Annotated in this window: 21 protein-coding genes; 10 read left to right on the top strand and 11 right to left on the bottom strand. The window is 65.5% G+C overall.

The window, feature by feature from the left end; genetic code table 11:
• Positions 1-6: 6 nt before the first annotated feature.
• The 3 genes from ABLE85_RS12875 to ABLE85_RS12865 are packed head-to-tail and all read right to left on the bottom strand — an operon-like array spanning position 7 to position 2,388.
• Entirely contained in the window at positions 7-678 is a 672-nt protein-coding gene (locus tag ABLE85_RS12875; RefSeq protein WP_348793125.1) for a lysoplasmalogenase, read from the bottom strand.
• A complete protein-coding gene (locus ABLE85_RS12870; RefSeq protein ID WP_348793124.1) occupies positions 675-1,562 on the bottom strand; it encodes an EamA family transporter in 888 nt (295 codons plus the stop codon). The genes ABLE85_RS12875 and ABLE85_RS12870 overlap by 4 nt, the downstream gene beginning before the upstream one ends.
• A 31-nt stretch (positions 1,563-1,593) precedes the next feature.
• Positions 1,594-2,388, bottom strand: a complete 795-nt coding sequence (locus ABLE85_RS12865) for a DUF3108 domain-containing protein (RefSeq protein WP_348793123.1) — start codon at positions 2,386-2,388, stop codon at positions 1,594-1,596.
• 249 nt (positions 2,389-2,637) lie between these two features.
• On the opposite strand from ABLE85_RS12865, the gene ABLE85_RS12860 reads away from it, so the two are divergent.
• The 5 genes from ABLE85_RS12860 (at position 2,638) to ABLE85_RS12840 (ending at position 5,575) form a co-directional block, all read left to right on the top strand.
• Positions 2,638-3,228, top strand: a complete 591-nt coding sequence (locus tag ABLE85_RS12860) for a biotin transporter BioY (RefSeq protein WP_348793122.1) — start codon at positions 2,638-2,640, stop codon at positions 3,226-3,228.
• A 5-nt stretch (positions 3,229-3,233) separates the two neighbouring features.
• Positions 3,234-3,677, top strand: a complete 444-nt coding sequence (locus tag ABLE85_RS12855; RefSeq protein WP_348793121.1) for a DUF1284 domain-containing protein — start codon at positions 3,234-3,236, stop codon at positions 3,675-3,677.
• 124 nt (positions 3,678-3,801) lie between these two features.
• Positions 3,802-4,095 (top strand): 50S ribosomal protein L28, encoded by a 294-nt coding sequence (gene rpmB / locus ABLE85_RS12850; protein WP_348793120.1) that lies wholly within the window; start codon positions 3,802-3,804, stop codon positions 4,093-4,095.
• A 97-nt stretch (positions 4,096-4,192) separates the two neighbouring features.
• A complete protein-coding gene (locus tag ABLE85_RS12845) occupies positions 4,193-4,876 on the top strand; it encodes a queuosine precursor transporter (protein ID WP_348793119.1) in 684 nt (227 codons plus the stop codon).
• 3 nt (positions 4,877-4,879) lie between these two features.
• The gene (locus tag ABLE85_RS12840; RefSeq protein WP_348793118.1) at positions 4,880-5,575 is read left to right on the top strand and encodes a hypothetical protein; all 696 of its coding nucleotides are present in this window, start codon (positions 4,880-4,882) and stop codon (positions 5,573-5,575) included.
• 32 nt (positions 5,576-5,607) lie between these two features.
• Here the strand turns inward: ABLE85_RS12840 and ABLE85_RS12835 are convergent, their stop codons facing one another.
• A complete protein-coding gene (locus ABLE85_RS12835; protein ID WP_348793117.1) occupies positions 5,608-6,036 on the bottom strand; it encodes an Lrp/AsnC family transcriptional regulator in 429 nt (142 codons plus the stop codon).
• Positions 6,037-6,163: 127 nt separating this feature from the next.
• Here ABLE85_RS12835 and ABLE85_RS12830 point away from each other — a divergent pair, with 127 nt between their 5' ends.
• Positions 6,164-7,264, top strand: coding sequence for a saccharopine dehydrogenase family protein (locus ABLE85_RS12830; protein WP_348793116.1), 1,101 nt, complete (start codon positions 6,164-6,166; stop codon positions 7,262-7,264).
• A 173-nt stretch (positions 7,265-7,437) separates the two neighbouring features.
• Here the strand turns inward: ABLE85_RS12830 and ABLE85_RS12825 are convergent, their stop codons facing one another.
• From ABLE85_RS12825 to ABLE85_RS12810, 4 genes are all read right to left on the bottom strand, one after another.
• The gene (locus ABLE85_RS12825) at positions 7,438-8,457 is read right to left on the bottom strand and encodes an esterase-like activity of phytase family protein (protein WP_348793115.1); all 1,020 of its coding nucleotides are present in this window, start codon (positions 8,455-8,457) and stop codon (positions 7,438-7,440) included.
• Entirely contained in the window at positions 8,454-10,355 is a 1,902-nt protein-coding gene (gene cobT / locus ABLE85_RS12820; protein ID WP_348793114.1) for a cobaltochelatase subunit CobT, read from the bottom strand. Before cobT ends, ABLE85_RS12825 begins: the two co-directional genes overlap by 4 nt.
• A 5-nt stretch (positions 10,356-10,360) precedes the next feature.
• Positions 10,361-11,347: a cobaltochelatase subunit CobS gene (gene cobS, locus ABLE85_RS12815; protein ID WP_348793113.1), complete on the bottom strand. Its 987-nt coding sequence runs from the start codon at positions 11,345-11,347 to the stop codon at positions 10,361-10,363.
• A 119-nt stretch (positions 11,348-11,466) separates the two neighbouring features.
• Positions 11,467-12,078 carry a J domain-containing protein gene (locus ABLE85_RS12810; RefSeq protein ID WP_348793112.1) on the bottom strand — a complete coding sequence of 204 codons (612 nt, stop codon included), beginning with the start codon at positions 12,076-12,078 and terminating at the stop codon, positions 11,467-11,469.
• 155 nt (positions 12,079-12,233) lie between these two features.
• Here ABLE85_RS12810 and ABLE85_RS12805 point away from each other — a divergent pair, with 155 nt between their 5' ends.
• From ABLE85_RS12805 to ABLE85_RS12790, 4 genes are all read left to right on the top strand, one after another.
• Positions 12,234-12,536: a BolA family protein gene (locus tag ABLE85_RS12805; protein ID WP_348793111.1), complete on the top strand. Its 303-nt coding sequence runs from the start codon at positions 12,234-12,236 to the stop codon at positions 12,534-12,536.
• A gap of 152 nt (positions 12,537-12,688) precedes the next feature.
• The gene (locus tag ABLE85_RS12800; RefSeq protein WP_348793110.1) at positions 12,689-13,042 is read left to right on the top strand and encodes a metalloregulator ArsR/SmtB family transcription factor; all 354 of its coding nucleotides are present in this window, start codon (positions 12,689-12,691) and stop codon (positions 13,040-13,042) included.
• A complete protein-coding gene (locus ABLE85_RS12795) occupies positions 13,039-13,566 on the top strand; it encodes an arsenate reductase ArsC (protein ID WP_348793109.1) in 528 nt (175 codons plus the stop codon). Before ABLE85_RS12800 ends, ABLE85_RS12795 begins: the two co-directional genes overlap by 4 nt.
• Positions 13,566-14,279: an MIP/aquaporin family protein gene (locus ABLE85_RS12790; RefSeq protein ID WP_348793108.1), complete on the top strand. Its 714-nt coding sequence runs from the start codon at positions 13,566-13,568 to the stop codon at positions 14,277-14,279. The genes ABLE85_RS12795 and ABLE85_RS12790 overlap by 1 nt, the downstream gene beginning before the upstream one ends.
• Here the strand turns inward: ABLE85_RS12790 and ABLE85_RS12785 are convergent.
• The 3 genes from ABLE85_RS12785 to ABLE85_RS12775 are packed head-to-tail and all read right to left on the bottom strand — an operon-like array spanning position 14,224 to position 17,245.
• Positions 14,224-15,522 carry an HlyC/CorC family transporter gene (locus ABLE85_RS12785; RefSeq protein WP_348793107.1) on the bottom strand — a complete coding sequence of 433 codons (1,299 nt, stop codon included), beginning with the start codon at positions 15,520-15,522 and terminating at the stop codon, positions 14,224-14,226. The genes ABLE85_RS12790 and ABLE85_RS12785 overlap by 56 nt on opposite strands.
• Complete coding sequence (gene aroB / locus ABLE85_RS12780) at positions 15,519-16,640, bottom strand: 3-dehydroquinate synthase (RefSeq protein ID WP_348793106.1); 1,122 nt, start codon at positions 16,638-16,640, stop codon at positions 15,519-15,521. Before aroB ends, ABLE85_RS12785 begins: the two co-directional genes overlap by 4 nt.
• A complete protein-coding gene (locus tag ABLE85_RS12775; RefSeq protein WP_348793105.1) occupies positions 16,637-17,245 on the bottom strand; it encodes a shikimate kinase in 609 nt (202 codons plus the stop codon). Before ABLE85_RS12775 ends, aroB begins: the two co-directional genes overlap by 4 nt.
• Positions 17,246-17,287: the final 42 nt, after the last annotated feature.

The raw sequence follows: 17,287 nt of genomic DNA, 5'->3' as shown, positions 1-17,287 counted from the left end.
CCAGGTTCACACCGCCGTCAAGAATCCCAGCGCGATCAGCGCCTGCGCGACGTAATAGAAAGCCCACACCGCGTGGAGCATCCAGAAGCGCTGCGACGAGCCTGGCGCAAGCAGGAACCTCTCCGTCGCCAGCAGCGCGTCGGAGGCGATGAACAGCACGGCGCCGACGATGATGCGCCGGTCGGGCAGCGTCAGCGCGGCGAGCCCCATGGCCAGGATCGCCACGACATAGACCGCGATCGGCATCCGGAGGCCGGCCTCCACCCGTGGCCACAGCACGGCCAGCATGACAACGGCGAAGATCGCGATGGCGATGCCGATGAGCAGCCGAGGCGACGACAGGAGCACGTCCAGCCCGCCACCGGCATGCGCGAACAACACGACGTAAAGCACATGCGCGGCCAGGAAGCTGGCGAGCCCGCCCAGGAAAGCCTTGTCGCCCTGGCGCGACAGGAAGGCGTCGCCCAGCGCGCTGAACCCCAGCGCGCCTACCAGCAACAGTGGTCCGCCGTGCATCAGCGCCAGCGCCGCCAGCAGCAGCACAGGAACCGTCTTGACCACCGAGCGCCGCAATGAAACCGGAGCGTCGAGCAGGAAGAAATAGACACAGGCCGCAGCCACCGAAAACAGCAGCATGCCGTTGGCCGTCGCTTCGAGACCGCCGGCAAAGGGCATCATGCCTCGGCTCCCGCCGGCTGGCTCTTCCCGAACAGCATGGACTTGGCGGCCAGCACCGCGCCGCCGGTGATCAGGATACAGGCGGCGATGATGCTAGGCGTCGGCTCGGCGAAGCCGGCGGCGATCAGCACCAGCGTCGACAGAAGCGGTGCGGCATAGCTGGCCGCGCCCAGAACCTGGATGTTGCCGCGCTTGACGCCGTGGTCCCAGGCATAGAAGGCCGCCCCCACCGGCATCAGCCCGAGGCCGACGACCGCCAGCCACTGGCCGGCATTAGCCGGAAGCACGGTTTCCTCCAGCATCAGATGGCAGAGGAAGGACAGGATGGAGGTCGCCGCACAGAACCAGGTGACGATCGTGGTGGGCACGGCCGGGAAGCGCCGGGACAGCAGCGAGTAGCCCGACCACAGGAAGGCGCAGACAAAGGCCATGGCGTAGCCGAAGGTGTAGCGGCTGTCGAAGGAAAGCCCGCCGCCCTTGGTGACGATCATGAAGGTTCCGGCAAGTCCCAGCAGCGCCCCGGCGATATGGTTCCAGCGCAGCCGCTCGCCCGGCATCAGCGCCGAGCCGAGCACGATGAACAGCGGCCACAGATAGGCAATCAGGCTCGCCTCCACCGCCGGCGCGTTGCGCAACGCGGTGAAGTAGAAGAAGTGGTAGCCGAACAGGCCGGCAATGCCGATGAGCCAGACTTGCGGCGGGATCTTCGGCTGCGCCGCCGGCTGCGGCATGAACAACCGCGCAACGAGGCCGACACAGGTGCCTATGGCGAAGGTGATGGCCGACAGCAGGAAGGGCGGAACCTGGCCGGACGCGTCGGTCAGGAGCGCCAGAAGCGCCCACATGGCGACAGCCGAAAAGCCGATCAGCGTGGCACGACCCATATTCCCCCCCGGTCGGGGCTCCATCCGCCCCCTAATTCACAGCCTCGAACTTCCGCGCCCGGATTGTTATAGTGCCGATCTGCGTACCGACCGTGGCGTAGACAGGCGCATATACCCCGGTTGTGCCGATCGGCGCAAACGAGATGGCGATCTTGCTGCGGTTTTTCAGGTACTCGATCGACTTGTGGCCGCTGCGATAGCCGCCGACCGGCACGAAGCGCGCGCTGCAGGTCACGGCCTCGCCCGAATAGCCGGGGATCGAAACCGGCCCGGTCGAAACATAGCTGAGCACCAGGTTGGCGCGCATCTCGCCGTCGAACATCTTGACCGTGCGGCTGCAGACCTGGTCCGGCTTGTCGGCGCGGACCAGCGTCGCCGAGAGCGGGTCGAGCACGGACCGAAGGTCGGCCTTTGCAACGGGGACCCAGTCGTCGTCGGGCTTCTTCAGCGGCGGCACGTTGACCACCTTGCTCACATTGCCGCCGGAGAAGCCGATCTCGGTCTTCTTCGCCTTGCTGCCCGACACATAGTTGGTGACGAAATCGTCCGGGCGCGGCGAGGTGCCGGAGAAGCGGCCGGAGGCGGAGACGGTGCCCTTGGTGTCGTCGAATATCTGCGCGATGCCCGCGCTCGACATGCTGCCGCGCAGCGAAAAGCGGTCGCCGTCGAAGGTGCTGTCGAATTTGGAGCGCGCGATGGTGAGCCCGAGGAAGGAGATGGTGTATTCGCTGCGGAAGGATTGCGCCGCCGCCGCGCCTGCGGAACCCGAAGTGAAAAGAACGGCGACCGCCACCGCGGCCGGAACTGCCTTGAACTTGCTCGCCATGACTGGCGCCCTCTCTGCCTGGCGCGCCGAAAGCGCGACGCGCGAAAAATCCCTTCGCGGCGATCAACCGCGCAATTCCGGCGGATATATGGACCAGTATCGGGGCGCGGCCAGTCCCGGTCCGCCGGTAGCCAGGATTTACAGCCGCCTTATTGCACTGCATCATCGGACTGTGGAATACCTTGCGCCCGCGATGCGCGGCCGGAGGCCGGCACGTTGCTCGGACCACCCCATTTCTGGAGACCCAAGATGAATAACCTTTCTGCCGCGACCGCCCGTAGCGCCTTCGTGCCGCTTCGCCTGCGCGACCGTCCGCTTGCGCTGCGCGCCGCCGTCGTGGCGCTGGGCACGCTGTTTCTGGCCGCCTCGTCCTGGGTCGAGGTGCCGATGGTGCCGGTGCCCATGACCATGCAGACCTTCGCCGTCACCCTCATTGGCGCGCTCTATGGCTGGCGCCTCGGCGCCATCACCGTCCTGGCCTGGATGGGCGAAGCTGTCGTCGGCCTGCCGGTGCTGGCGGGCGGCGCAGGCGGCCTCGCGCACTTCGCCGGCCCGACGGCTGGCTATCTCTTCGCCTTCCCGATCGCGGCCGCCATGGTCGGCTGGCTGGCCGAGCGCGGCTGGACCGGCAACGGCAACCTGCTGCGCAGCTTCGTTGCCATGCTTCTTGGCAACGCCTTCATCCTGGTGATGGGCGGCGCCTGGCTGGCGGCGATGATCGGCGTCAACGATGCCATCACCTACGGCGTTACCCCCTTCATCCTCGGCGGCATCGTCAAGTCGGCGCTGGCCACGGCAAGCGTCGAGGCCACCCGCCGCGCCGGCAAGCCCAAGGCCTGAGCCTAATGACCATCCGTATTCGCGCCCACCATCTCCTGTGCATGCTGACCTATGCCGGCAAGGGATATAGCGGCGCGTTTACGGCAAACTACGACAAGATCGTCGAAAGGCTCGGCGGCGGCGAAGACCTGATTCTCGTCGCCGGGCCGGACGACATCTGCGCCCCACTGCTTGCCGACAAGGACGAACACTGTTTCGGCCAGAGCGTTGTGGAGCGCGACGAAAGCGCGGCGCGGGCGGTGGAAACGCTGCTCGGCCGGCCGGTGCGGCCCGGCGAGCGATTCTCGCTGAATGCCGATTGGATCGCCAAAATGCGCCACGCATTCCACGCCGGAGAGACCCGGCAAGCCTGCATCGGGTGCGAATGGCACGACCTCTGCACCGCAATTGCCGACGAAGGTTACCAAAACACCCGTCTTGTGATCGGGCCGCAGGCGCCCCACCCTTGACGGGTGAGCCAAACCCGACTATGCAACGCCAACTTTTCCATGCGGCCGCTTGACCAGACTGCGCGCCATGCACTTTTGGTGCGCCGCAGTCGCATTGGCCGTCTCGAACCGAAGGTAAGTAATTATGTCTCGCGCTTGTGAATTGACCGGCAAGGCCGTTATGACCGGCAACAATGTCAGCCACGCAAACAACAAGACGAAGCGCCGGTTCCTGCCGAACCTGGTCAACGTCACGCTGATCTCCGAAGCGCTGAACCAGAACGTGCGCCTGCGCATTTCGGCCAACGCCCTGCGCTCGGTCGAGCATCGCGGCGGCCTCGACGCCTTCCTGGCGAAGGCCGATGTCAGCGAGCTGTCGCAGCGCGCCCGCCTGCTGAAAAAGCAGGTCGCAAAGAAGCTGGCCGAGCAGGCTGCCTGATCGACTTTCCGGCGGGGGACAACCGCCTGACTGAGAGCGCGATCCGGCCATTTTGCCAGCGTCGCGCTCCACTGGTTCCATCACCCAGGCTAAAAAAATGAATTCTTCCGCACGTTATCTGCCCTTCGTGGTCGCCATGGCGCTTGTCGTCGTGGCGTCGAATATTCTTGTGCAGTTTCCCGTACGGGGACAGTTCGGCTCGCTTGCGCTTGCCGACCTCCTGACCTGGGGCGCCTTCACCTACCCCGCCGCCTTCCTCGTCACCGACCTTGCCAACCGCCGCTATGGCCCGCAGATGGCGCGCCGCGTCGTCTTTATCGGCTTCATGACCGCGGTGACCTGCTCCATTATCGTGCCGCCGCTGCTGTTCCGCTATGGCCTCATCGAATACGGCACCGCCGCCGATCGGCTGGCGCGCATCGCCGCTGCCTCGGGCGCGGCGTTCCTGTTCGGCCAGCTGCTCGACGTCACCGTGTTCAACTGGCTTCGCCGCAAGAGCTGGTGGCGCGCGCCGGTGTTCGGCTCGCTGGTCGGCTCGGTCATCGACACGATCATCTTCTTCTCCCTCGCCTTTGCACCGGCCTTCTTCTTCGTCGGCCCGAGCGACGACTTCGCGCTGGAGATGGCGCCGCTGTTCGGCGTCCTGCAGCATGAGGCGGCCCGCTGGCAATCCTGGGCGCTGGGCGACCTGTCGGTAAAGCTCATCATCGCCGTCGTCGCGCTGATTCCCTATCGCCTCGTCGTCGCCCGCTGGAGCCAGCCAGCAACGGTCACGGCATAGTCGATGCTGCCCTGGGTCCAGCTCGATTCGGCGACGACGCCGGGCGGCGGAGAGCTTCGCCTCAAAAGGCGCGGCAGCGAATTCTCGATCATGCTGGGAACCAACGAGCTGATGAACAGCCGGCTCAGCGGCTCGGAAGAGGCGCTGGCGACGCTGTCTTGCCAGCGGATCGGCGGCCGCCGATCGCCCCACATTCTCATCGGCGGGCTGGGCATGGGCTTTACACTTCGCGCCGCCCTTTCCGCGCTCGGCGCCGACGCCCATGTCACCGTCGCGGAGCTGGTGCCTTCCGTCGTCGCCTGGGCGCGCGGCCCGATGGCAGAGGTGTTTGCCGGCTGCCTCGAAGACCCGCGTGTAACCATCCGCGAAACCGACGTCGGCCTCCTGATAAAGTCTGCCTCGTCGACCTACGACGCCATTCTTCTCGACGTGGACAATGGCCCGGAAGGGCTGACGCGGGAGGCCAACGACGCTCTCTACAGCGTAGCCGGCCTGCACCGTGCGCGCTCCGCCCTGCGGCCGGGCGGCGTGCTGTCCGTGTGGTCGTCAGGGCCGGATCGGTCCTTCACGAGCAGGCTGCGTCAGGCAGGTTTTTCGGCCGAGGAAGTGAAGGCCCGCGCGGGCGGCAAGCGCGGCGCGCGGCATGTCATCTGGCTCGCCACCAAGCAGGGCGAAGTAGGCTCCCAGCGAACCGGCTGATTTCTATCCTCCGAGCCTGACCACCAACCGTTTCAGCGGTCGATTCGCGTCGACAGGATGATGGACGAGAGCGTGCGTTCGACGCCTTCAAGCGCGCCGATCCGGTCGATCAGCGCATCGAGATCCCTGACCGATGGCGCTTCCACCACGATGATCATGTCGAAATTGCCGCTCACGGAATGCAAGGTGCGCACCTCCGGAATCCGCTTGAGAACCACCTCGACCGCCGCCGCGAGCTTCGGGAGCGCCGTGACCAGTATGTGCGCGCGCACAAGGTTTTTCTCGTGGTCCGCCGACAGCTTGACGCTGTAGCCTGCAATAACTCCGTTTCTTTCCAGCCGTTCCAGGCGGCTTTGCACGGTCGTGCGCGAGACACCCAGCCGGCGCGCCAGCTCGGCGGTGGAGGCGCGCGCGTCCTCTCGCAGCAGGGCGATCAGGGCGCGGTCGGCGTCGGTCGTCATTATGCTTAATCCCCTCGGCAGATTGCTCAATATGTACTGTTGTTTCGCGCAAAGTGATACTGCCTTCCGACGTGCCGGGGGATTATCATTTGCCATTATTCGCATTTGCATTTCGAGGGGCACTACCATGCACGAGATCGTCATCGTCGGCGCGGGAAAGATCGGCGCAACCATAGCGGACATGCTGGCCGGCACGGGCGACTACAGCGTCACCGTCGTCGATCGGTCGCAGGCACAGCTCGACGCATTGGAGGTCGGCAGCAACATCGCCACCCGCCAGCTCGACATCGGCCAGGAAGGCGCACTCGAAGCCGTGCTTGCCGGCAAGTTCGCCGTGCTGAGCGCAGCCCCTTTCCACCTCACCACGAAAATCGCCGAGGCGGCTGCCACGACCGGCGTGCACTATCTCGACCTCACAGAGGACGTCGCCAGCACCCGCCGCGTCAAGGAACTGGCCGAAACCGCCTCCACTGCGTTCATTCCGCAATGCGGACTGGCGCCGGGCTTCATCTCCATCGTCGCCCACGACCTGGCCCGGCAGTTCGACACGCTGGACAGCGTGCGCATGCGCGTGGGTGCCCTGCCCCAGTACCCGTCGAACGCGCTGAACTACAACCTCACCTGGAGCACGGACGGCGTCATCAACGAATATTGCGAGCCCTGCGAAGCCATCGTCGACGGCGAGCTGACCGAAGTGCCGCCGCTGGAGGAGCGCGAGGAGTTCTCGCTCGATGGCGTCACCTACGAGGCCTTCAACACGTCAGGCGGGCTCGGCACGCTGTGCGAGACCTATGAGGGCAAGGTGCGCACGCTGAACTACCGCACCATCCGCTATCCCGGCCACGCGGCGATCATGAAGGCGCTGCTCAACGATCTCGGCCTGCGCGACCGCCGCGAAGTGCTGAAGGACATTTTGGAAAACGCCCTGCCGGCCACGCTGCAGGACGTGGTGGTAGTGTTCGTGACCGTCTCCGGCCGAAAGAACGGCCGCCTGATGCAGGAGACCTACGCCAACAAGATCTATAGCCGCCGCATCGGCGAGGCCGTGCGCAGCGCCATCCAGATCACCACGGCCTCCGGCATCTGCGCGGTGCTCGACATGCTGGCTTCCGGCGCGCTGCCCGCCAAAGGTTTCGTCCGCCAGGAAGACATCGCGCTCGATGCGTTCCTGGCCAACCGCTTCGGCCGCAACTACGCCCACGCCATCAGCGCCACGCTGGCAGCCTGAGACGCCTTGGGCGGCAAAGGAGGGGATGAACGCGTCCCCTCCGTCCCCCAGCCTCGCTCACATTATCGGCTTTGCCTCACACCTCTCCTCCACCTAGCGGGGGAGAGGTGAATTTTTTCGTTGAACATCGAAGCAGGCCCTCCAGCCGCTTGCCCCCTGAGAAGGAGAGATGCTCACTCTTCCCGCAGCAAAAATTCCAGATAGAGGCTGCGCTGCAGAATGGACTGGTTGTCGTCGGACATCAGCGACACCATCAACGCGCCGTCGGCGCGGCGCCAGACATCCATCGCTTCCATATTGTCGATCTGGTAGTTCATGTCGGCCTGCATCAGCACGGGCCCGTCGGCCACCTTGCCCTTGCCGATACTGTCGGCGGGAAGACGGCGCAGGCGCATCCTTACGCCCTGCATGATGGTGAAGCTGCGCTCCAGCAAGAGCAGGTCGCCGTTCGGCAGGAACGCCCCGTCCGTGACATCGAAGCCGTCGCTGCGCACCACGGTAAAAACACCCTTACGCGGGCCGTCGAGCACAGCTGCAAAGACATTGCCCTGTTTGTCGAGGCTACGTTCGGTGACAACCACCAGAGCTCCCTTGAGCGCGCCGCTTTCCGGTGCATAGGCCACCGCCTCGAAGCTGCGGTTCATGCGCAGCTCATGCTTCGGCACGAGGAAATCGAGCCGCCGGAAGGCGGCCCGCATGTTGTCGGGATCGATGCGGAACTGGGCGACGCGGTGATCGCGTTCGAAGCCGACGGTGGCAACGCCGTCCTTCACCGCCAGCCCCTCGGCATCCACCCGCCACTTGTCGTCGATCGGCTTGCCGGCCTCGTCGACCATTTGCACCATGCGGAAATCGGTCACGCCGGTGGGGCGCTGCTCGGCGTCGCGCGTCACACGCCCGAAGAACCAGAAACCGGTATCGGCCACGCCGATGAAATCCTTGCCCGGCGCCAGGAAGCGCATAGCGGAAAAGCCGCCGAAATGGCGCGACGGCGACACCATCTCCAGCCCGCCGACAAACTCCAGCGGTCCGAAGCGCGTTTCGTCCCGGCCTATGTGGAAGCGGGTGATCTGCCGCGTCGTGACATCCATGCGCTCGACGCGTGCGGGCTCGGCATGAAGCGGCGCGACCCTTGTCGCGCCCAGCGCCGCTGCCAGCAACAAGCCAAGCAAACGCGCTGGGAACAGTCTCATCCCGCGCGCCGGCGGCCGCCGCTGCGGCGCGTGTCGCGCACGGTCTCCTCGCCGAACAGCGAGGCAAGTTGCTCGGTCATCGCGCCGGCCAGTTCCTCCGCGTCGACGATGGTGACGGCGCGGCGGTAGTAGCGGGTCACGTCATGGCCGATGCCGATGGCCAGCAGTTCGACCGGCGAGCGCGTCTCGATGAGGTCGATGACCCCGCGCAGGTGGCGCTCCAGATAGTTGCCCGGATTGACCGACAGCGTCGAATCGTCGACCGGCGCGCCGTCCGAGATCATCATCAGGATCTTGCGCTGCTCGGGCCGGCCGATCAGGCGCTGATGCGCCCACAGCAGCGCCTCGCCGTCGATGTTCTCCTTGAGCAGGCCCTCGCGCATCATCAGACCGAGATTGCGCCGCGCACGCCGCCACGGCGTGTCAGCGCTCTTGTAGATGATGTGGCGCAGGTCGTTCAGGCGGCCGGGATTGGCCGGCTTGCCGTCCTTCAGCCACTTCTCGCGCGCCTGCCCGCCCTTCCAGGCGCGGGTGGTGAAGCCGAGAATCTCGACCGAAACTCCGCAGCGCTCCAGCGTGCGGGCCAGGATGTCGGCACAGGTGGCCGCCACCGTGATCGGCCGGCCGCGCATGGAGCCCGAATTGTCGAGCACCAGCGTGACGACCGTGTCGCGGAACTCGGTGTCGCGCTCCTGCTTGAAGGACAGCGGCTGCATCGGGTCGATGACCACGCGCACCAGCCGGGCGGGATCGAGATAGCCCTCTTCGAGGTCGAAGTCCCAGGAGCGGTTCTGCTGCGCCATCAGGCGGCGCTGCAGCCGGTTGGCCAGGCGCCCGACCACGCCCTGGAGGTTGGCGAGCTGCTTGTCGAGGAAGGCGCGCAGGCGGTCGAGTTCCTCGGCCTCGCACAAGTCCTCCGCGCCCACTGTCTCGTCGAAGGCGGTGGTGTAGACCTTGTAGTCGATGTCGCGCGGCAGGTTGGCGAAGGGGTCGTCCTTGCGGCGCGCCTCGCCCGGCGTTTCGGCGTCGGCATCGTCGTCGTCCGACATCTCGTCGGACGTGGCGTCGGCCGCTTCCATCTCGCCGGTCTGGTCCTCCTCGGCGGAGGCTTCCGATTCCTCGGGCTGCGACTGGTCGGCGCCGGTATCGTCCTCGCCGCCTTCCTCGCTCTTCTCGCCGCCCTCGGGCTGCTCCTCGCTCTCCTCCTCGCTTTCCTCGGACTGTTCCTCGTCGCCGAGTTCCTCGGCCATGTTCATCGAGGCCAGCATGTCGCGCACGACGCGGGCGAAGGCGTTCTGGTCGTTCAGGTTCTGGGCCAGGTGGTCGAGATCGGCGCCGGCCTTCTCTTCCACCCAGTCGCGCCACAGCGACACCAGCTTCTCGCCGCTCCTGGGCACTGGCCGGCCGGTCAGCTTCTCGCGAACCAGCAGCGCCATGGCTTCCTCGAGCGGCGCGTCGGCCTGCTCGCGCACGTCGGCGAGATTGGCCTTGGCGTATTTGTCCTCGAGCATCTGGGAGATGTTGTCGGCCACGCCCGCCATGGCCCGGCTGCCGATCGCCTCGACGCGGGCCTGCTCGACGGCGTCGAACACGGCGCGCGCCTGCTTGCCCTCAGGGGCCAGCCTGGTGTGGATGCGGTTGTCGTGGCAGGCGCGCCGCAGCGCCATGGAGTCGCCAAGGCCGCGCGTGATCGCGATGTCGGCCTTGGACGCTTTCTTCGGCAGCTCCGGCAGCCGCGCCCGGTTGCCGGCAAGGGCCGGACGGTCCTTGGCAAAGGCGACCTCGAGCTCATTGTCGCCGGAAATGGCACGCATGCAGACGGTGACGGCTCGCTTGAACGCGTCCGTATCGGCGCCCGTCTTGGACTTGCCGCGTATGTTATCGCCCGGACCCGCCACCCTGCTTATCCCAGAACGACGTTGGCCGAAGATTCCGGCAGGTCCTCGCCGAAGGCGCGCTGGTAGAACTCGGCCACGATCGGCCGCTCCAGCTCGTCGCACTTGTTGACGAAGGTCAGGCGGAAGGCGAGGCCGACATTGTTGAAGATCTCGGCGTTCTCAGACCAGGTGATGACCGTGCGCGGGCTCATCACGGTCGACAGGTCGCCGTTGATGAAGGCCGAACGCGTCATGTCCGCCACGCGCACCATCTTGTTGACGATCTCGCGGCCCTTCTCGTTGCGGTAGTGCTTCGACTTGGCCAGCACGATCGCCACTTCGTTGTCATGCGGCAGATAGTTCAGCGTGGTCACGATCGACCAGCGGTCCATCTGCGCCTGGTTGATCTGCTGCGTGCCGTGATAGAGGCCGGTCGTGTCGCCAAGGCCGACGGTGTTGGCGGTGGCGAACAGGCGGAAGGCCGGATGCGGGCGGATCACGCGGCTCTGGTCGAGCAGCGTCAGGCGGCCCGACGATTCCAGCACGCGCTGGATGACGAACATCACGTCCGGACGGCCGGCGTCGTACTCGTCGAACACCAGCGCGACATTGTGCTGATAGGCCCAGGGCAGGATGCCGTCACGGAATTCAGTGACCTGCTTGCCTTCCTTGACGACGATGGCGTCCTTGCCGACGAGGTCGATACGGCTGACATGGCTGTCGAGATTGACGCGTACGCACGGCCAGTTGAGGCGTGCGGCGACCTGCTCGATATGGGTCGACTTGCCGGTGCCGTGATAGCCCGACACCATGACGCGGCGGTTGTAGGCGAAGCCCGCCAGGATGGCCATGGTCGTCTGCTGGTCGAATAGGTAGTCCGGATCGATGTCCGGCACGTGTTCGGTGGCCACGGAATAGGCGGGCACCACCATCTTGGACTCGAAGCCGAATTTCTCTTTCACCGACACAGTCGTATCGGGCAGGTTTGCGATGTCGCGTTCGACCTTGTTCATCACATCTCCACGCGCGGAAGCAGATCTTCCGCCGTCACTCTAGCCTTGTTCGGGAGTGGTCTTAGAGCTTTTTCCTTTCAGGCGAAAGCCGTAGCGGAACGCTCATTCAAACCTGTCGCTCAACACAAGCCAGCTTGCCTGAGCACGCGATACGCCTGAAGCACATCGCGGAATCGATCTTCCGAACCCCTGTCTCCACCATTGGCATCCGGATGGTGGCGTTTCACGAGTTCCTTATAGCGCGCCTTGATCTCCGTTCCAGTCGCCTTTGTGGTAAGGCCAAGCGTTTCCAGCGCCTTGGCCTCAAGGGGCTTGGCCTTGCGTTCGCGCGGGGCACCTTGGTCGGCGCCGAACATGTTGAAGGGATCGCGAATGTTGCGATAGTAGCCGGCGCGTCCCGAGCGGTGCTGGGCCATCTCGGGCGACGAGCGGTAGCCGGCATTGGTGCCCATGGTCCAGGTCGGGCGATGGCCGGTCAGCGCCTCCTTCTGGAAACGGGCGATCTCGCTGTCGGCCAGGCCGGAGAAATAGTTGAAACCCTTGTTGTATTCGCGCACGTGCTCGAAGCAGAAGCGGAAATACTCGCCTTCCTTCATCCGCCCCACCGGCGCGCGATGGGTGCCGGCCTCCTGACAGCCGTCCCACTGGCAGATCGGCGCATGTGCCTTGGCCTCGGCCTGCGGGTCCGGGCGCACGCGGATCTTCTCGAAATATTTCGGATAGGGTTTCATACCGGCCCATTTAGGGGATGTTGGCCCCTCGAAACAAGAATTGACATTTCTATAATGATCACCCCAAACCGCTGAATCGGGTGTGAACGGTCGATCGACCGCCAGTTGGCGCTTACATTGCGTGAACTGGACATATTTGGGCGAAGGAGACGGCAATGTCCATAAAGACGACGATGGAAACCAAGCTGAGGGAGGCCTATGCGCCGCAGCGGTTGGAGGTCATCGATGAAAGCCATCTCCATGCCGGCCACCATCATGAGGAATCGGACCATCACGTGACCTATGACGGCACCGGCGAGACGCATTTTCGCGTGCGCATCGTGTCCGGCGTCTTCGAGGGCATGAGCCGCATCGACCGCCACCGCTCGGTCAACACGTTGCTGGCCGACGAGCTGAAGGCCGGCGTGCACGCGCTGGCGATCGAACCGGCGGCGCCGGGCGAAAAGACGCGCTGGTAACCGCCTTCCCGCCCGAAGCGCGGGCGGGAAACCAAACCGACCTCGGTTTCTGAATGACCCTCGCCGTTGTGCGTTCCGCGCTGCCCTCCCGGCATTGGAGAGCCCACGCCCGTTGTCACGCAGCCATCACACATATCTATTAATCTGGATATATGGATGAAATACGCACCATCGACGCGCTATCGGCCCTTGCCCAGCCGACCCGGCTCGACGCCTTCCGCAGGCTGGTCGCTGCCGAGCCTGAGGGCATTGCCGCCGGCGAACTGGCCCGCCTGCTGGCCGTGCCCCAAAACACCCTGTCGGCTCATCTCGCCATCCTCGCCCGCGCCGGGTTGGTGACGAGCGAGCGCCGGGGCCGATCGGTCATCTACCGGGCCGGCGTCGGGACATTACGCGAGATGGTGCTCTTCCTCGTGAAGAACTGTTGCGACGGCAGACCCGAGATCTGTATCCCCCTGGCCGCCGAGCTAACTCCTTGCTGCCCTCCCACACGAGCCAAGCCATGACCGACCGGCCCTACAACGTGCTTTTCCCGTGCACTGGCAACAGTGCCCGCTCCATCCTCGCCGAGAGCATCCTGCGCAAGGACGGCGCACCCCACTTCAAGGCCTTTTCGGCCGGCAGCCAGCCGAAGGGTGCCGTACATCCCCTCGCTTTCAAGGTTCTCGAAAGCTACGGCTATCCCGCCGATGGATTGAGGTCGAAGAACTGGGACGAGTTTGCCGCGCCCGGTGCTCCGCAAATGGATTTCATCTTCACAGTCTGCGACAGCGCTGCCGGCGAAGCTTGCCCGGTCTGGCCCGGCCATCCGGCCACCGCCCACTGGGGCATCGATGATCCCGCCCATGCCGGAGGCACCGAGCTCGAAAAGGAGGCAGCCTTCGTCACCGCGTTCAAGCATATGAGAAACCGCATTTCCGCTTTCATCGCGCTGCCACTGGCCAGCCTTGACCGCATGGCGCTTGCCAGTCACCTGACCGACATCGGCAGGCTGGAAGGCGCTTCGGCTAAGACGACGGGGGATGAATGATGAGCGAGCCCCTCGCCCGCCGTCTGCTCGCCGAAGCACTGGGAACCGCGATGCTGGTCGCAACCGGCGTCGGTGCCGGGATCATGTCGTCCAGGCTTGCCGGCGGCAACGAGGCCCTGGCGCTGCTTGGATGCACCTTGCCGACCGGTGCGATGCTGGTGGTGCTCATCCTGACCTTCGGACCTGTTTCGGGCGCCCATCTCAATCCGGCCGTCAGCCTCGCCCTTGCCGCCCGCCGGCAGTTCCCCATGCCGGAGTGCGCGCCCTACATCCTGGCGCAACTCGCAGGCGCGGTTCTGGGCGTGTGGGGCGCGCACATGATGTTCGAGCTTCCGCTTTTGCAGGTGTCCACGACGGCGCGCACCGGAACCGGCCAATGGCTCGCGGAGGCAATCGCCACTTTCGGGCTGATGCTGACCATATTCGGCTGCGCGGCGCGGACGCCGGCCTCCGTACCGCTCGCGGTCGGCCTCTACATCACCGCCGCATACTGGTTCACCGCGTCGACATCTTTCGCCAACCCGGCGGTGACGATCGCCCGCGCCCTGTCCGACACATTCGCCGGGATTGCGCCGGCAGACGTCCCGGCATTCGTCGCGGCGCAATGCATTGGCGCGTTCGCCGGCGCTGCGGCCAGCATGCTCCTGTGGCCGGCGCCTAGTGAGGAGAGCGCGGTGCCGGCTGCGCCTCCAGAGACGCCGGCCGGATCCTGATCCGCGTGATTCGGTTCTTGTCGCGCTTCATGACGATGAAGCGCATGCCGTGGAAGGTGAAGGCCTGCTTTTCCTCGGGGATAGACTGCGTCTCGTGGATGACCAGGCCGGCGATGGTGGTCGCCTCCTCGTCGGGCAGGTTCCAGTCGAGCGCGCGGTTGAGGTCGCGGATCGGCACCGAACCGTCGACGACGACGGAGCCGTCCGATTCCTGGCGCACGCCCTGCACGTCGACGTCGTGCTCGTCGGCGATCTCGCCGACGATCTCCTCGATGATGTCCTCCAGGGTCACCAAACCCTCCAGTTCGCCATACTCGTCGACCACGAGCGCGAAATGGGCCTTGCGGCGCAGAAAGGCATTGAGCTGGTCCTGAAGCGTGGTCGTGTCGGGCACGAACCATGGCTTCGAGGCGATCTTCATCACGTCGATCTTGGAAAAGTCGTTGCCGACCTCGTTGAGCGCGCGCAGCAGGTCCTTGGCGTGCAGGACGCCGACAATGTTGTCGGTGGAGCCGCGCCACAGCGGCATGCGCGTGTGCGGGCTCTGCAGGATCTCGCGCACCACCGCCTCGGGCGGGTTGTCGGCATTGACCGAGCGCATATTGGTGCGGTGGACCATGACATCGGAAACTTCCAGCTCGTGCAGGTCCAGCAACGCGCCCATGCGGTCGCGGTCCTGCTTGACCACGCCGCCCTCACGGTGAAGCACCGCCACCGTGCCGCGCAACTCGTCATGCGCCGACAGAAGCGGCTCGTCGTTCGACAGGCTGACGCCGAACAGCCACAGCAGCATGCGCACGATCCAGTTGGCAGCCACCGAGAGATAGCCGAACACGGCCACCGCCAGCCGCGCGAACGGCGCCACCCGCAGCGCGAACTGCTCCGGCCGCGCCAGCGCCCAGCTCTTGGGCAGGATTTCGGAGAAGACCACCAGCATCACGGTCATGACGATGGTGGCGTAGGCGACACCTTTGGCCCCGAACAGCTCCAGCAGCAGGCTGGTGGCCAGCGCCGATGCCAGGATGTTGGCGAGATTGTTGCCGATCAGGAGCGCCCCGACCAGCCGGTCCTTGCGCTCGACCAGCCGCTGGACCAACCCAGCGCGCTTGTTGCCCGCCTGCTCAAGCGAGTGCAGTCGCGCGCGCGAGGCGCCCGTCATGCTGGTTTCGGTCCCGGAAAAGAGAAAGGACAGGACCAGAAGCACCAGGATGATGCCGATCGTTATCCAGATCTCCAGGGTCATCCGGGATGGTTCTCCTTCAGGAAGGCCAGCACCTCGGAAGCAGGCACGTCCTTGGCGATGAAGGACTGGCCGATTCCGCGCGTAAGAATGAAGGTCAGCGCGCCGCGCGACACCTTCTTGTCCTGCGCAATATACTCCAGAAGCCGCTCGGCGTCGGGCAATTCGCCCGGAATATCGGCCATGCGCCAGGGCAGGCCCACGACTTGCAGATGGGCTTCCACGCGGGCTGCATCGTCGGGCGAGGCAAGATTCATGCGGGCCGAGAAGCGGTGCGCCAGCGCCATACCGATGGCCACGCCCTCGCCATGCACGAGGCGGGTGCCGTCATAACCCGTCGCGGCCTCCAGCGCGTGGCCGAAGGTATGGCCGAGATTGAGCAGCGCGCGGTCGCCAGTCTCGAACTCGTCGCGCGCCACGACATCGGCCTTGGCGCGGCAGGATTGCGCGATGGCCTCGGTGCGCGCCGGGCCGCCCGAGAAAACCTCTTGCCAGTTCTTTTCCAGCCAGGCGAAGAAATCCGGCCGGTCGATCAGGCCGTATTTGGCGACTTCGGCATAGCCGGCGCGGAACTCGCGGGCCGGCAGCGTGTCGAGAACGTCCGTGTCCGCCAACACCAGCCGAGGCTGGTGGAAGACGCCGACGAGGTTCTTGCCGTGCGTGCTGTTGATGCCGGTCTTGCCGCCGACCGACGAATCGACCTGCGCCAAAAGGGAGGTCGGGACCTGCACGAAATTCATACCGCGCCGCACGATGCCGGAGGCGAAGCCGGAAAGATCGCCGATGACGCCGCCGCCCAGCGCAATCACCGCGTCGCGGCGCTCGAGCCGGGCCGCCAGCACGCCGTCGACCACTTCCTGAAGATGAACGAAGCTCTTGGTCTTCTCGCCCGCCGGCAGCACGATTGCGGTCGACGAAATACCGGCCTTGTCAAGCGAGGCCGTCAGCGTCTCCAGATGGGCGGCCGCGACGTTCTCGTCGGTGACGATCGCCGCGCGAATCCCAGGTAGGCGTGCGGCGATTTCCTCGCCTGCGCGGGCGACGAGTCCTGAGCCGATCAGGATGTCGTAGGCCCGTTCGCCCAGCCCGACCTCGACCTTGACCGCGCCGCTACCCGTCATTCCGCATTCTCCCGGGCGCCCTGCCCCTGTCCGTTCAAGTATTCACCGAGCGCCGCGATCACCTCGTCAGCGATGACCTCCTTGCGCTCCTCGCGCGTCAGCACGGTCACATGCGCCGTCTCATAGACGGGATAGCGCTCGGCCATCAGCCGCTCCATCACCCCGCGCGGATCGGCATTCTGCAGCAGCGGCCGGGTCGGCTTCTTGCCGACGCGATCCATCAGCGTATCAAGGTCTGCCTTGAGCCACACGGAGATGCCCAGTTCGGCAATCGCAGCGCGCGTCTGCGCGTTCATGAAAGCCCCGCCGCCGGTCGACAGCACCTGCGGCCCGCCTTCCAGCACGCGCTGGATGACGCGCTGCTCCAGCGCCCGGAACTCCGGCTCGCCGTAACGCGTGAACAACTCGGGGATGGTCATGCGCGAGACGGTTTCGATCTCGTGGTCGCTGTCGATGAAGGGCAGTTCCAGCGCCGCCGCGACACGCCGCCCGATCACCGTCTTGCCGGCGCCCATCAGGCCGACGAACACGATCGAGCGATTGCCGAGCCGCTTCAGCAGCTCCGCCTGATTGTCGGCCGTGGGTTGAGGCGTGTCGCTCGTCATGCGAGCGTTTCGACATGAAAACATCTTGCGCGTCAAGGGTTA

This window comes from Mesorhizobium sp. KR1-2 (assembly GCF_040045035.1).
Lineage (GTDB): Bacteria > Pseudomonadota > Alphaproteobacteria > Rhizobiales > Rhizobiaceae > Pseudaminobacter.
Note: the sequence above shows the minus strand (reverse complement) of the source record. Positions and strands in the feature narration are given on the sequence as shown.

What these genes read in the sequence shown, in the direction of transcription:
- ABLE85_RS12875 (WP_348793125.1), bottom strand. Translation starts at nt 678, where the DNA reads ATGATGCCCTTTGCCGGCGGTCTCGAAGCGACGGCCAACGGCATGCTG.
- rpmB (WP_348793120.1), top strand. Translation starts at nt 3,802, where the DNA reads ATGTCTCGCGCTTGTGAATTGACCGGCAAGGCCGTTATGACCGGCAAC.
- ABLE85_RS12800 (WP_348793110.1), top strand. Translation starts at nt 12,689, where the DNA reads ATGGATGAAATACGCACCATCGACGCGCTATCGGCCCTTGCCCAGCCG.
- ABLE85_RS12860 (WP_348793122.1), top strand. Translation starts at nt 2,638, where the DNA reads ATGAATAACCTTTCTGCCGCGACCGCCCGTAGCGCCTTCGTGCCGCTT.
- aroB (WP_348793106.1), bottom strand. Translation starts at nt 16,640, where the DNA reads ATGACGGGTAGCGGCGCGGTCAAGGTCGAGGTCGGGCTGGGCGAACGG.
- cobS (WP_348793113.1), bottom strand. Translation starts at nt 11,347, where the DNA reads ATGAACAAGGTCGAACGCGACATCGCAAACCTGCCCGATACGACTGTG.
- ABLE85_RS12835 (WP_348793117.1), bottom strand. Translation starts at nt 6,036, where the DNA reads ATGACGACCGACGCCGACCGCGCCCTGATCGCCCTGCTGCGAGAGGAC.
- ABLE85_RS12790 (WP_348793108.1), top strand. Translation starts at nt 13,566, where the DNA reads ATGAGCGAGCCCCTCGCCCGCCGTCTGCTCGCCGAAGCACTGGGAACC.
- ABLE85_RS12870 (WP_348793124.1), bottom strand. Translation starts at nt 1,562, where the DNA reads ATGGGTCGTGCCACGCTGATCGGCTTTTCGGCTGTCGCCATGTGGGCG.
- ABLE85_RS12825 (WP_348793115.1), bottom strand. Translation starts at nt 8,457, where the DNA reads ATGAGACTGTTCCCAGCGCGTTTGCTTGGCTTGTTGCTGGCAGCGGCG.
- ABLE85_RS12775 (WP_348793105.1), bottom strand. Translation starts at nt 17,245, where the DNA reads ATGACGAGCGACACGCCTCAACCCACGGCCGACAATCAGGCGGAGCTG.
- ABLE85_RS12805 (WP_348793111.1), top strand. Translation starts at nt 12,234, where the DNA reads ATGTCCATAAAGACGACGATGGAAACCAAGCTGAGGGAGGCCTATGCG.
- ABLE85_RS12845 (WP_348793119.1), top strand. Translation starts at nt 4,193, where the DNA reads ATGAATTCTTCCGCACGTTATCTGCCCTTCGTGGTCGCCATGGCGCTT.
- ABLE85_RS12855 (WP_348793121.1), top strand. Translation starts at nt 3,234, where the DNA reads ATGACCATCCGTATTCGCGCCCACCATCTCCTGTGCATGCTGACCTAT.
- ABLE85_RS12865 (WP_348793123.1), bottom strand. Translation starts at nt 2,388, where the DNA reads ATGGCGAGCAAGTTCAAGGCAGTTCCGGCCGCGGTGGCGGTCGCCGTT.
- ABLE85_RS12785 (WP_348793107.1), bottom strand. Translation starts at nt 15,522, where the DNA reads ATGACCCTGGAGATCTGGATAACGATCGGCATCATCCTGGTGCTTCTG.
- ABLE85_RS12795 (WP_348793109.1), top strand. Translation starts at nt 13,039, where the DNA reads ATGACCGACCGGCCCTACAACGTGCTTTTCCCGTGCACTGGCAACAGT.
- ABLE85_RS12840 (WP_348793118.1), top strand. Translation starts at nt 4,880, where the DNA reads ATGCTGCCCTGGGTCCAGCTCGATTCGGCGACGACGCCGGGCGGCGGA.
- ABLE85_RS12830 (WP_348793116.1), top strand. Translation starts at nt 6,164, where the DNA reads ATGCACGAGATCGTCATCGTCGGCGCGGGAAAGATCGGCGCAACCATA.
- ABLE85_RS12810 (WP_348793112.1), bottom strand. Translation starts at nt 12,078, where the DNA reads ATGAAACCCTATCCGAAATATTTCGAGAAGATCCGCGTGCGCCCGGAC.